Source organism: Geotalea uraniireducens Rf4 (assembly GCF_000016745.1).
Classification (GTDB): Bacteria; Desulfobacterota; Desulfuromonadia; order Geobacterales; family Geobacteraceae; genus Geotalea; species Geotalea uraniireducens.
Map to the genome: position 1 here is coordinate 1,207,652 of NC_009483.1, position 13,108 is coordinate 1,220,759.

Below are 13,108 nucleotides of genomic sequence, written 5' to 3' on the forward strand. Positions count from 1 at the left end.
GTTTAGGGGACCGAGTTCTTTTCTATTTTTCTATCGATGTCAATTGAGTGAATTGGGCCACGAGAAAAGAAGAAAGGCAGCCCTCTAAACGGGACAAATCCCTTCCTCATTCCCTATCAAACCCAACCTTCCGCTTCTTCCCCTCCGGCGGCGTTACCAACTGCCAGAGGGGAAGAAGCCCAGCCCGAATTCATGCCGCATGCCGCCACTCGTAGCGCACCTTAAGAGATTTGTTCAAACGTGAATCCCACCGCAGCAACCCTTCATTCTGCAGCCGGCCAACGATGATGCCGGGCGCTATCCCCAGCTGGTCGGCGAGCGCGTTTATCGCAACCTCGGATTTCTGCATTGCAGCCAGGCTTCGGGAATAATGGGGAGGTATCAGCCAGTCTCTGGCAAACTCGTTGGCCTCCTCTTCATGCTCGTTACTGAGTGCACCTTCCATTTCGATGAAGCGCAGCCGCTTGCCATGGCGCAGCAGGTGTCCCGCCTCATGGAAGAACGAAAACCAGAAATGATCATTGGTCTTATGCCGGAGGTTCAGCATCAACAGAGCCTTGTCCTGGGATAGCCACAGCGTGGCCCCGCTGGCGGGACATCCCTTCGGCGCCGGCTCGACTACCACGGCAACACCGGTTTTCGCACATGCTTCAATTAATTTAGGAATGAATATATCAGGGTCAGGTTCTCGGGTCAGTGTCCGCAACGCCCCAAGGGCTTCTTTGAATGCCGATCTTTCATACGGTTCTGTCTTTAAGGTAGCTGCGCTCCTCTCCCCCTGTCGGAGCCACGCAGCAACTGAACCGGCATGCTTGTCAAATTTATCGGAAGAACGAAAAGCCGCCAATGGCTCGCCATATTCCTTTCTCCACAAATCAACCGTCGCAACACCAAAGAACCGCAAGCATTCGGCAACCTGCTCCCCCTTGTCGGCAAAGGCCCGAATCCAACCGAAGGTGATCATCTCTTTCAGAGGAAGTTCCTTGAGCCAGTCCGCTACAACCTTCAACGAATCCCTTTCAGTCACGCGCACCAGCCCTTCCCTATACTGGGCTTCACGGGCAAGCCAGAAGTGGGCTGTACTGCCGACAACCCGCTCCAGCTTGATGGCAGTATCTTCAGTTATCGGTGCCTTCCCGTTGATCAGCAGACTGATATGCTTGGTGGTATAGCCGGTACGTTTGGCCAGCTCGGTCTGTTTCCAGCCGTGCTCTTCAAGAAGATCGAGAATCGTTTCCCCTGGCGGAGAGATCCAGTCGGGAGAGAATTTGTCACCAAGCTGCTTTGTCATGAGTCGTTGTTGTTCACAGAGGGCTTGAAGGTCAGAGGAGGAAAACTCAATATCCATTCGGATACCCTTTTGTAATATAGTTTACCAAAAAGGTAAACACTTTTTTTTCAATTTAGGTGTGAAAAAAATCTGGTGATATTCTCTCTGCCGACTTTCCGTCAACTCCTGCTCTGTAATATGCTTCGGCATAGGACACTCTTTCTGTCTCGGAACAGCTTTCGTGACGATATAATACGCTAATCGTCACAAAAATCAATTTTGCGACATTAAAATTCGGCCTGTCAGTACGAAGCTTGGAGTGAATCCGGGACGGGGGGAATCCGGGCGAGGATAGGTTTCCGCAATCATGCCAAAAGGTTGAAAGGTCGGATATAAGTCAGCGTTGTCCGGTGAGGTCCTTGCAATCTACATTTCCCCCCTCTCCCTAACCCTCTCCCACCAGGGGAGAGGGGATTACAAGCGCCCCTCCCTTCGATGGGAGGGGGTGGGGGAGGGTGCATGGCAGTGTTTTCATGCCCAAATGATAAATGCAATTTTCTAACCGGACGATGCTGGATATAAGTAGGACCAGAAATAAAAAAACCCGCTAATCTCGTAAAGGGATTAGCGGGTTCCAGATAATAACTAGTTAATATTGTAACGGTTTACATGTATCTCAAAAGCCTTCAAAAAGCATAAAAAACTAGGTCAGGTTCCAGACGATCATCTCCCAGATATCCTTCCAGCTCTTGCCGATCTCGGAGACTACCGTCGGTTCGAAGCCGCAGTGCATCATACACTGGGCGCAGCGAGGATCTTTGTCCACGCCGTACTTATCCCACTCGGTCTTTTCCATCATCTCCCTGAACGAAGGATAGTGAGCGTCGGTGATTAGATAGCAGGGCGCCTTCCAGCCGCGCGGGTTTCGGGTCGGGTTGCCCCACGGGGTGCATTCCAGCTTCTTGTCTCCCTTGAGGAACCTCAGGTACATGGGGGTGGAATAGAAGCAAAAGCGCTTGCTCATTTCAAAGACCTGCTCGAATTTCTTCTCGATCTCCCTGCGCTCCAGGAAAAGCTTTTCGCCGACCGCCTCGTAGCCGAAGCCCGGGGCCACCAGGAGGCCGTCCACGCCGATTTCCTGCAGGCGGGAAAAGAGCATCTCGATTTCCACCAGGTCGGTTTCCTTGAAGATGGTGGTGTTGGTGCAGACGCGGAAGCCGAGCTTCTTCGCCTTCTTGATCGCCTCGATCGCGGTCTTGAAGGTTCCCTTCCGCTCCAGTATCCGGTCATGGGTTTCCTCCATGCCGTCCATGTGGATATTGAGGGTGAAGTTGGGATGGGGGCGCATGTTGTCGAGCGCCTTTTCCAGGAGCAGGGCATTGGTGCAGAGATAGATGTGTTTACCGCGCTCCAGTACTGCTTCGATGAGCTCGAAGATATGCGGGTAGAGGAACGGTTCGCCGCCGGTGATGGTGACTACCGGAGCCGGGCATTCATCCACCGATGCCAGGCACTCTTCCAGCGACATCATATCCTGGATGGTGTCGGCGTATTCACGGATACGGCCGCAGCCGGAACAGGCCAGGTTGCAGAGGTGGGTCGGTTCCAGCATCAGTACCAGCGGGTACTTGTCGACTTTATTCATCTTGTTGGAAATGATGTATTTGGTGAGATCGTAGTTTAAACGCAATGGAAAACGCATGAAAAACCTGTTCCTTTCAATCTGTCAATTAATTGGGTCGGGGCGACCTTTTGCGGTGCCCCACGAATTATTTTGCCCGCACTAGGAGTCTGTCGGACTTAGGGAATCGTAGCGAGAGAATGGCAAATCGAGGACAGATTTTCGGAAATTTGAGAGCGAATAGTGGACCTATTTGTCGAAAATTTCCGGAAATATGGACCGATTTTCCGTTCTCGCAGTAGATTCATTCCTAAGTCCGACAGGCTCCTGGGCCGGTACGGGATGAATCGTTCTTTCCGAGAAACTCCGCGGCGGTTTGTGCGATCCCCGCGGCATCCAGCCGCAGGTCCTGTCTGAGCTGCGCCTGGCTCCCCTGCTCAATGTATCGGTCGGGAACGCCGATCCGTTTGACCCTGATGCCGGCAGCTTCATCTGCCAGAAGTTCCAGCACGGCACTGCCGAAGCCTCCCTGCATGGCATTTTCTTCGACGGTGATGATGCATCCGGTGCGGCCGGCCGCAGCAAGGATCAGGTTGCGGTCGAGCGGCTTGACGAAGCGGGCATTGATGACCGTTGCCCGTATCCCCTTTTCTTTCAGGAGTTCGGCTGCCTCCATGGCCGGATAGACGGTGCTGCCGATGGCAACGAGGGTCAGGTCACCCCCTTCTGCCAGCTGTTCGCCAACGCCGATGGGGATTGCTTGCAGTGACTCGTCCATGGCGACGCCGTAGCCTGCGCCGCGTGGATAGCGGAGGGCAATCGGACGATCTGAGTAAATTGCGGTTTTCAGCATGTGCTGCAATTCGTTTTCATCCTTCGGCGCCATGACGGTCATCTCCGGCAGATGGCGCAGGTAGGAGAGGTCGAACACGCCGTGGTGGGTCGGGCCGTCGTCGCCGACCAGGCCGGCGCGGTCAAGGGCCAGTGTTACCGGCAATTTTTGCAGGCAGATGTCGTGGAATACCTGGTCGTAGGCGCGCTGGACAAAGGTGGAATAAATGGCGGCCACCGGCCGGAATCCTTCGGTGGCCATTCCGGCGGCAAAGGTGAGGGCGTGCTGTTCGGCAATGCCCACATCGAAAAAACGGTCGGGATAAGCCTTGGCAAACGGTGTCAGGCCTGTGCCGTCGGGCATGGCTGCGGTGATGGCGATGATCTTCTTGTCCTCTGCGGCCAGTTTGACCATGGTTTCGCCGAAGATGCCGGTATAGGATTGAGCGCCGGGCTTGCCCGCGATCACCTTGCCCGTTTTCACATCAAAGGGGCCGACGCCGTGGAACTTGTCGGGGGTTTTCTCTGCCGGCTGGTAGCCTTTTCCCTTGGTGGTCATGACATGTACGAGCACCGGACCTTCGAGAGCGCGGACGTTTTGCATGATTTCAATGAGTTGTGGCAGATCATGCCCCTGTACCGGGCCGATATACTCGAAACCGAGCGCTTCGAACAGGGTGCCGGGGGTAAGGAAGCCCTTCAGGGAGTTTTCCGCTTTTCTGGCGAAATGGAGGATGTTGCCGCCGATAGCGGGGATGTTCTTCAGCAGTCCCTGCATCTCTTTTTTCAGGCCGCGGTAATAGCTGCCGGTCAGTTTGCGGGAAATGAAGGTGGACAAGGCGCCGACGTTTTTCGAAATGGACATCTCATTATCGTTGAGGACGACGATCAGGTTCTTGTGCAGATGTCCGGCCTGGTTCAGGGCTTCGAAGGCGATGCCGCCCGTGAGCGAACCGTCGCCTATCACGGCGATGACCTTGCTCGCTTCTTCCTTCAGGCCATGGGCGACCGCCATTCCCAAGCCGGCGGAGATGGAGGTGGAGGAATGCCCTGCGCCGAATGCGTCGTGCATGGACTCGGAGCGCTTGGGAAAGCCGCTGATCCCATGGTACTGGCGCTGGGTGATGAATTTGTCGCGGCGCCCGGTGATGATCTTGTGGGTGTAGGCCTGGTGTCCCACGTCCCAGATGATGCTGTCGTCCGGTGAATTGAAGCAGTAATGGAGCGCCAGGGTCAGTTCAACGCAGCCGAGGTTCGAAGCGAGATGGCCGCCCGTCTTTGAAACCGTTTCCAGAAGAAATTCACGGATTTCATCGGCAAGGATGAGCAACTTGTCCTGCTTCAGCTTTTTCAGGTCGGCCGGGCTGTTTATTGTGTTGAGAAGTGTGTACATAAAAACTCCTGATACCAATTCCAAATCAAGGCGCTATCTATCGTTGGCTCGTCTTCGGCTCCTCAACGTACTATCTGTACGCCTTCGTCGCCTCAATCCTCGCCGCCTTGATTTCATCCTTGATTTGAAATTGGAATGACATGTTCTTCACCTGGCATAGCCCATGCTGCGAAACCACTCCACGGCCTTTGTCAGTGACTCGCTGACCGGCCGTTGCGGCAGCCCCAGTTCCCTGACCGATTTCGACGAGTTAAAAAACATGAACTTGCGGGCCATCTGTACGCCTGCCAGGGGGATGAGCGGCTCTTTACCCGTGCAGGCGGCGAGTGCCTCGTTCACATAGGCGGCGAGCAGGATGGGGTAATAGGGGAGTCGCACCTTTGGCGCCGGGAGGCCGGCAATCTTCTCCAGCATGGCAAATATCTGCTTAAGGGTAAGATTCTCGTTGCCGAGAATGTATTTTTCGCCAACCCGGCCCCGTTGTGCTGCCAGAATGTGGCCGCGGGCGCAATCTTCAACATCGATAATATTGAGTCCGGTGTCCAGGTAGGCGGGCATCTTGCGGTTCAGGAAGTCGACAATGATTTTGCCGGTGGGAGTCGGTTTAATGTCGAGTTTGCCCACCGGGGTGGAAGGATTGACAATGACCAGCGGCAACCCCTGTGGGATAAAACTTTCCGCTTCTCGTTCGGCGAGAAACTTGCTCTTTTTGTAGTGGCCGACCATGTCGGCAAGTGTGACCGGGGTCGCTTCGTTACCGGGGTCGCCGTTGCCGGGATTGCCCAGCGTGCCGACGCTGCTGGTATAGACCGCCTTGGAAACGCCGGCTTTCAGGGCGGCATCCAGGATGTTCCGGGTGCCTCCCACGTTGATGTCGTACATGACGGAAGGATTCCGGGTCCAGAGCCGGTAGTCGGCTGCCGCGTGGTAGAGGACGTCGCATCCATTCAAACCCTTTACCAGTGATTGCCGGTCACAGAGGTCTCCTTCGCAGATTTCCACGTCGAGACCGTGCAGGTTCCTTCTGTCCGAAGCAGGCCTGGCCAGTACCTTGACAGCACAACCATCTTTTAACAGCTCTCTGACCAGGCTTGCGCCTATGAAACCGGTTGCCCCGGTGACAAAAACTTTCATAAAAGGTTTTCTACGCCATTCCTCCGGTCAGCTTGCGGTAGGTGCCCAGTGCCGTGAGGGGGAAACAGTTGCGGTAGATATGGTACTTGATCATGAAAAACTTGGGGAAGCCGGTGCCGGTGTACTGCTCTTCATCCCAGGTGCCGTCACTTTTCTGGTTTGCGATGAGGTACTGGATGCCTCGCGCCACCGTGGAAGAGTTCGCCTCTCCGGCCGACATCAATGACAGAAGCGCCCAGCCGGTCTGGGATGGGGTGCTTTCGCCGATGCCGGCCAGCGACGTGTCATGGTAAGACTCGCAGGTTTCACCCCAGCCGCCGTCCATGTTCTGTCGCGACTTGAGCCAGTTGACCGCCTTCCTGATATAGGGCTGGTTGAGGTCTTCGCCGATGGCGGCGAGTCCGCCCAGGACCGACCAGGTGCCGTAGATGTAGTTCACCCCCCAGCGTCCCCACCAGCTCCCTTCCGGCTCCTGGTTTTTTTTGATGAATTCCAGGGCGCGAACCGCCGCAGGATAATCCTTCGAATAACCGAAAGTTCCCATCAGTTCCAGCATTCTCCCGGTCAGGTCGGCGGTCGGGGGATCGATGAGCGCTTCCAGGTCGGCAAAAGGGATCTTGTTGAGCAGGTACTTGGTGTTGTCTTTGTCGAAAGCGCCCCAGCCGCCGTTTTTGCTTTGCATGCCGAGGCACCAGTTGATGCCGCGCTTAATTGCGCCATCCATGGATTTACGGTCTTTTACCGCCACATCCTTGAGCGCCATCATGACAAAACCCGAGTCGTCCACGTCAGGATACCAGTCATTGAGGAATTCAAAGGCCCAGCCGCCCGATTCCAACTCGGGGCACTTGATCTTCCAGTCGCCCGGCTTGCGTACTTCCTTGTCCAGAAGCCACTGGGCGGCTTTTACCAGTGCCGGATGGTCGGTAGGGACGTCGGAATCCACGAGCGCCTTGAGAGCCAGCGCCGTATCCCAGATGGGAGAGATGCAGGATTGCAGCACGAGGCTGTCTTCTGTTTCGATGCAAAAATTTGCCAATGCTTCCAGACCCTTGGCCACTGCCGGATGGTCGTTGGCGTAGCCGAGGCAATGGAGGGCCAGCACCGAGTTGAGCATGGCAGGCTGTATGCCACCCCAGTCACCGGTCGACTCCTGGTGATCGAGGACCCAGTTTTCCGCCGTTGCCAGCGCCCTTTTCTTGAAGGGACGGATCGGGTTGCTCTCGTATACCTTGAGGATGTGATCGACGCCGATAAAGAAGTTCTTCCAGGTGATGATGCCGTCTTCCTTGGAGAAGGTGTAGTCGATGGGGCGCGGCGGCCTGACATACAGCTCCTGGACCCGGGAGCTCGGCGGCAGCTTGCGCACCGGCCTCTCGGTCATGACGATGGAGAGGGGAATGATGGTGGCCCGTGACCAGCTGGAAAGCTCGTACATGTTGAAATAGGCCCAGTTGGGAAGCAGTATCAGCTCGATGGGCATGGACGGCACGCCGAACCAGGCAAATTCGCCGAACAGGGCGAGAAATATTTTAGTAAAGACCCTGCATTTTATGATGCCGCCATTATCCAATATAAAGGCGCGGGCCTTGGCCATGGCGGGGTGATCAGCCGGGTAGCCCGCCAGTTTCAGGGCAAAATAAGCCTCTACCGTGGTCGACAGGTCGCCGGGTCCGCCGAAATAAATGGTCCAGAATCCCTCGGCAGTCTGCTTGCTGAGAAGATAGGTGGCCATTTTCCGCTCACGCTCCTGGTCCACAATCCCCATGAAGTGGTAGAGCATGAGATATTCTGCGGTAATAGTACAGTTGGATTCCAGCTCGGCCCACCAGTAGCCGTCGGGAAGCTGCTCGCGGAAGAAGAAGTCGCGGCTGTTCTCAATGGCGATGTCCAAAGGACTCTTTGACTCCCCCTCTTTCTTTTTCCAGATGGATGCGGGGAGGTGGTGTATCTTGGCGCCGGGCTTTACCGGCTGTTTTTTTGCGGCATCGGCGGTTTCGCCGTTAAAAGAAGTGAGTGCATGTGATATGGGGTGTTTGCAGCTATTCATTACACCATGCTCCTTGTCGAATCATTAAATTATATGTAAACAATATGTAAACAACCTGGACAACATGCTCCAGATACAAGTTGGCACAAATAGCATATTTTTGTGAAAAGGTATACCATTTTTCATGGATTTGTCAGGTTTTCCTTGTAAAAACAGAAACTTTGCAGCAGTTTTGAGGCAGCGGTTGATTTTCACCGCGAGGCTGTGTTACAAATCATTTTAATCTTCTATTCTTCCCCAAGGGGTATCATGAAAAACGAAACAAAAAAATTCAAAGGACTGTTCGGTTTTGTCGCCGGATATCCGCGCGTCATCCTGGCGGCAGCCTTGCTGCTTTCCCTGCTGTCCGTAGTTTATACTGCAAAAAAGATGGAGTTTCTGACCGGCCGTGACGACCTGATGCCTAAAAATACAGGATTCCACCGGGACTACCGCTCCATGCGCCAGGAATTCGGCGACATGGAGGATATTGTCGTCGTCATCGAAAGCGCCGATCAGGAACGGGCAGCCCGCTTCGGCACGCAACTCTATGAAAAACTGGCTCAGGACCGGCAACACTTCCGCGATGTTTTTTATCCGTTCGGGCTGGACTTCTTCAAAAAGAACGGCCTGCTCTTCATGCCGCTGGCAGATGTTCAGTCCTTGCGGCAAAACCTTACCCTGGCCAAGCCGGTGCTCAAGGAGCTGTCCGCTTCGCCGTCGGTACAGACCCTCTTTACCTATCTGACCAACCAGATGGACGGTTACGTTCAGCAAGGGGGTGGTGCGCCAGGGGCTGAAGCACGCCTTGCCGGACTCACCTTTATGCTGGACAAACTGGGGCTCGGTTTCAAAAAGTTCGGCGACAACAGCGCTGCTCCGGTTTCACTGGAAGAATTCTTTTTCCGGAACAAGGACGGCAAGGAATCGAGTTTCAGCAAAGCGGGTAAAATGCAGGTCCTGACCGTGTTGCCGGTAAAGGACCGCACGAGTTTTGTCCCGGCAGAAGAGGCGATCAAGGTGGTCCGGCTGGAGTTGGCTGCACTGCTGAAGCTGCCGGAATTCAAGGGGGTCACGGCAGGGCTTACCGGCAACCCGGTTCTTGAGAACGAGGAAATGACGACGAGCCAGCACGATATTGCCATTGCCACGGTTATCTCCCTGGTCCTGACGGTGATTCTGCTCCTCCTCGCCTTCCGCGGCGTGCTCAACGTCATTGCCGCCATGGTGTCCCTGGTGGTGGCCATCTGCCTTTCCTTCGGTTTTGCCACCCTCGCAATCGGCCATCTCAACATCCTCTCCATGGTCTTCGCCATCATGCTGATCGGCATCGGCATAGAGTACGGCATTCAGCTGGTGCTCCGTTACCAGGAAGAGCTGACCGGGGGCGCGGAGCAGTTGGATGCCATCGAAACCGGCCTGACGAAGAATGCCTGGGCAATTGTCATGGCGGCGGCCACCGTCGCCGCCGCTTTTCTGACCTTCGTCTTTACCGACTTCAAGGGGATCGCCGAACTCGGCATCATTGCCGGAGGCGGGGTAGTCATCTGCGTGCTCGTCACCTTCACCGTGTTGCCCGCCATGCTGGTCATTCTTGCGAAGTACCGCAAGAACAGGATCGAGGCGCGAGGAACGAGGAACGAGGAAAAACAAACCTCGAACCTCGAACCTCGAACCTCGAACCTCGCATCTCGCACCTCGAACCTCGCACCTCGCACCTCGAACCTTGCAGAGCGCGCGAAACGCGCTCTGTTCGGTTACCCCAAGATGGTTGTCGCGGTGACTGCCATCCTGTGCGCTGCCTCCCTCTACCCGCTTTACCAGGTCATTTTCGACTACAACCTCATGAACCTTCAGGCCAAGGGGTTGGAGTCGGTAACCTACGCCTACAAGTTGATGCGCAGCTCGGAAAATTCCGGCTATTTCGCCGTTGTTACCGCGTCCACGGCCGCTGAGGCCGCTGCCAAGAGCAAGGCGCTGGAGGCGCTTCCAACCGTTGACCATGTGGTGAGCCTCAATTCCTTCGTTCCTGACGACCAGCAGCAGAAGATCGCCGAACTGGCGGTGCTGCGCCGGGAACTGGCGGATGTCAGGCCGGCTAAGTATGAGGAAGACCTCAGCCTCATGGAGCTTCCCACCGTCTTTGAGAATTTCCGCAATGCCACCGAGCGCCTGAAAAATAAACTTGTCCAGGAACGGCGGCCCGAGGCAAAGCCGGTTGGGGCGTTCCTTGCCACCCTCGATGCGTTCTTCGCCAAACTGGAAAAGGAGAAGGACCGCAACGCGGTGGGAATGCTGAAGGATTTCCAGGGGGGAATGTTTGCGGAGCTGCCGGAAAAAATCGGGTTCCTCAAGGCTACCCTCAATCCTGAACCGACGACAGCCGCCCAGATCCCCCAGGAGCTCAAGTCCCGCTTTGTCGGAAAAACCGGCCGCTATATGCTTCAGGTTGCGCCGAAGCACGAAATCTTCGACCTCAAGCCCCTCAAGGCCTTTATCGACGACGTCCGCCGGGTCGACGCCCATGCCACCGGGGAGCCGGTGATGGTCTACGAGTCCATGACCATCATGCGCAATGCCTATGTAAAGGCCTTTATCTATGCCTTCATCGCCATCATCGTCATCCTCCTCGTCACCTTCAGAAGTATCAAGTATGCTGTCATCGGCCTGGTGCCGCTGGTCGTCGGCGTACTGTTCATGGTCAGCGGCATGTGGCTGTTCGGCATCAACTTCAATTCCGCCAACATCATTGTCATGCCGCTCGTGTTGGGGATTGCCGTTGATTCGGGGATTTACATCATCAACCGCTTCCGCCGTGAAGACGGGAGCGCGGCGGCGGTGGTGATGAGCAGCACCGGAGCGGGTGTGGTCCTCAATACCCTTACCATCATGGCCAGTTTCGGGGCACTGATGGTGGCTCACCATCAGGGGGTCTTCAGCATCGGCGCAGTCATGTCCCTGGGGATGGTTGCCTGTCAGATTGCCTTTATTGTCACGCTGCCGGCTGTACTGGCCCTCGTGGGGAAAAAGTAACGATTTCGTAAAAGTCCATCTGCGGCGTAGCGCCGCAAGCTGGGGGGAGCGGTAATCTATGAGCTATATTGATATGCGGGGCGCAGTGGGGTTGACCCACCTGTTCTTGCGTGAACGGGTGGCGCTTGGCGACCGCGTGGTTGATGCAACCTGCGGCAATGGGCAGGACACGCTCTTTCTCGCCCGACTGGTCGGGCCTCTTGGCATGGTCTGGGCCTTCGATGTGCAGGAGGAGGCCCTGGCCAAGGCGCGGACGCATCTCAGTGAAGCAGGATGTCTCTCGAGGGTGAAACTGTTGCAGGCAGGGCATGAACAGCTGGCTGCCCACGTCGAAGGCCCCGTGCAGGCGGTTGTCTTTAACCTGGGTTATCTGCCGGGGAGCGACAAAGCATGCATCACCCTGCCGGAGACCACCCTTGCCGCCCTGAAGCAGTCCGAAACCGTTCTCTTTCCCGGTGGTATCATCGTCATTGCCGTGTACACAGGGCATCCCGGCGGTCGCGAGGAGGGTGCCGCAGTGGAGCAGTGGGTTGCCTCCTTGCCGTACCAATCCTACAGCGTCTGGTGCAGCCGGCAGATTAACCGGCCGTCGACCGTGCCTTATGTGATAGTCGTAGAGAAACTCGTGCCGGGTGAGCAATGCGGGCAGCCGCATTTATAAATAGACAGCGGAAAAGGAGAGCAGTACCGAGTTGATCAGGAGCTTTAACCCAAAAACGGCAGCTAGCCACGAATGACACGAAAAAACACGAATGTTTTTAACCTCTTGTTAAGTCTTGAGTAGTCACCGATCTAGTGAGTGTCTTCTGCATCACAAGAGCTTGTATATTCGTGCAAATTAGTGAAAATTCGTGGTTAAAATGCTTTTTATAGGTTTAATCGTCCAAAGAGACCTGGCAAGGCGCGAAAGGCGGATTCCAAAACGAAAATATCCGGTGTCAAATCTGTTTGCCTGTCGATGCTGATGACAGGGGTTCTGGCCGCTTCCCTGGCGGGATGCGGCGGCGGTCGCGCTCAATGGCTTGCAGGCGCTGACCGGCCCGCCTTTGACCGGATGATCGCCGATGCACGACAGGCGCGGGTGGTTTTCGTCGGCGAATTCCACGACCAGAGGGAACACCATGCCTTGCAGCTCGATATAATCAAAGCCCTCCAGCAAAGCGGCACGCCGCTTGCCATCGGCCTGGAGATGTTCGACATGGAGAGCCAGCCGGTCCTTGAACGATGGGTGCGCGGCGAGATGGACCTTCGGGAGTTCATGGCCTATTACCAGCAGAACTGGACCATCAGCTGGGCGGAATACGATAGCATCCTTCTCTACGGCCGCAACAACCGGGTTCCCCTGGTTGCCCTCAACGCGCCCGCGGACCTGGTCAGAAAAGTAGCCCACGGCGGTTTCCGCTCCCTCAGCCCGGATGAAACGGCCCGCCTCCCCGTTGGGGTGAATGGGGCCGCCAGCCCGTCCTACCGTGGGTTTATGCGCGATGTCTTTGCCGATCACGAGCTTGACGCGGCGTCATTCAACAACTTCTGCGAAGCCCAGGCGGTACGCAACAATACCATGGGGAGCCTCATCGGCGGCTACCTGGCGAAGAATCCCGGCCGGACCATGGTCGTCATCACCGGCGTCGGCCATGCCATGCGGCGCGCCGTGGCGGATGACCTCGGCAAGGGTCTCGGATTGACGACGAGGGTCATCATACCGGTCACGGAAGGGCTCTTCGACCGGATCGACCGGGACGACGCCGATTACTTCGTTTATCCGTAGGTTCCTGTCAGGTTGAGACATTCGTACTC

8 protein-coding genes are annotated in these 13,108 nt (G+C 55.9%); 3 read left to right on the plus strand and 5 right to left on the minus strand.

Annotation, left to right across the window (positions count from 1 at the left end; all coding sequences use genetic code 11):
- Positions 1-190: 190 nt before the first annotated feature.
- The 5 genes from GURA_RS05145 to shc form a co-directional block, all read right to left on the minus strand.
- Positions 191-1,348 (minus strand): helix-turn-helix domain-containing protein, encoded by a 1,158-nt coding sequence (locus tag GURA_RS05145; protein WP_011937946.1) that lies wholly within the window; start codon positions 1,346-1,348, stop codon positions 191-193.
- 625 nt (positions 1,349-1,973) lie between these two features.
- Positions 1,974-2,972 carry an adenosyl-hopene transferase HpnH gene (gene hpnH / locus GURA_RS05150; RefSeq protein WP_011937947.1) on the minus strand — a complete coding sequence of 333 codons (999 nt, stop codon included), beginning with the start codon at positions 2,970-2,972 and terminating at the stop codon, positions 1,974-1,976.
- Between the two features lie 229 nt (positions 2,973-3,201).
- Positions 3,202-5,115 carry a 1-deoxy-D-xylulose-5-phosphate synthase gene (gene dxs, locus GURA_RS05155; RefSeq protein ID WP_011937948.1) on the minus strand — a complete coding sequence of 638 codons (1,914 nt, stop codon included), beginning with the start codon at positions 5,113-5,115 and terminating at the stop codon, positions 3,202-3,204.
- Positions 5,116-5,262: 147 nt separating this feature from the next.
- Positions 5,263-6,249, minus strand: a complete 987-nt coding sequence (gene hpnA, locus GURA_RS05160; protein ID WP_011937949.1) for a hopanoid-associated sugar epimerase — start codon at positions 6,247-6,249, stop codon at positions 5,263-5,265.
- 10 nt (positions 6,250-6,259) lie between these two features.
- Positions 6,260-8,299: a squalene--hopene cyclase gene (gene shc, locus GURA_RS05165; protein ID WP_011937950.1), complete on the minus strand. Its 2,040-nt coding sequence runs from the start codon at positions 8,297-8,299 to the stop codon at positions 6,260-6,262.
- Between the two features lie 249 nt (positions 8,300-8,548).
- Between shc and GURA_RS05170 the strand changes: the two genes are divergently transcribed.
- The 3 genes from GURA_RS05170 (at position 8,549) to GURA_RS05180 (ending at position 13,079) form a co-directional block, all read left to right on the plus strand.
- Complete coding sequence (locus GURA_RS05170; protein ID WP_011937951.1) at positions 8,549-11,311, plus strand: MMPL family transporter; 2,763 nt, start codon at positions 8,549-8,551, stop codon at positions 11,309-11,311.
- Between the two features lie 58 nt (positions 11,312-11,369).
- Positions 11,370-11,972, plus strand: a complete 603-nt coding sequence (locus tag GURA_RS05175) for a tRNA (mnm(5)s(2)U34)-methyltransferase (protein WP_011937952.1) — start codon at positions 11,370-11,372, stop codon at positions 11,970-11,972.
- A gap of 303 nt (positions 11,973-12,275) precedes the next feature.
- The gene (locus GURA_RS05180) at positions 12,276-13,079 is read left to right on the plus strand and encodes a ChaN family lipoprotein (RefSeq protein WP_198134528.1); all 804 of its coding nucleotides are present in this window, start codon (positions 12,276-12,278) and stop codon (positions 13,077-13,079) included.
- Positions 13,080-13,108: the final 29 nt, after the last annotated feature.

What these genes read in the sequence shown, in the direction of transcription:
- GURA_RS05145 (WP_011937946.1), bottom strand. Translation starts at nt 1,348, where the DNA reads ATGGATATTGAGTTTTCCTCCTCTGACCTTCAAGCCCTCTGTGAACAA.
- hpnH (WP_011937947.1), bottom strand. Translation starts at nt 2,972, where the DNA reads ATGCGTTTTCCATTGCGTTTAAACTACGATCTCACCAAATACATCATT.
- dxs (WP_011937948.1), bottom strand. Translation starts at nt 5,115, where the DNA reads ATGTACACACTTCTCAACACAATAAACAGCCCGGCCGACCTGAAAAAG.
- hpnA (WP_011937949.1), bottom strand. Translation starts at nt 6,249, where the DNA reads ATGAAAGTTTTTGTCACCGGGGCAACCGGTTTCATAGGCGCAAGCCTG.
- shc (WP_011937950.1), bottom strand. Translation starts at nt 8,299, where the DNA reads ATGAATAGCTGCAAACACCCCATATCACATGCACTCACTTCTTTTAAC.
- GURA_RS05170 (WP_011937951.1), top strand. Translation starts at nt 8,549, where the DNA reads ATGAAAAACGAAACAAAAAAATTCAAAGGACTGTTCGGTTTTGTCGCC.
- GURA_RS05175 (WP_011937952.1), top strand. Translation starts at nt 11,370, where the DNA reads ATGAGCTATATTGATATGCGGGGCGCAGTGGGGTTGACCCACCTGTTC.
- GURA_RS05180 (WP_198134528.1), top strand. Translation starts at nt 12,276, where the DNA reads ATGACAGGGGTTCTGGCCGCTTCCCTGGCGGGATGCGGCGGCGGTCGC.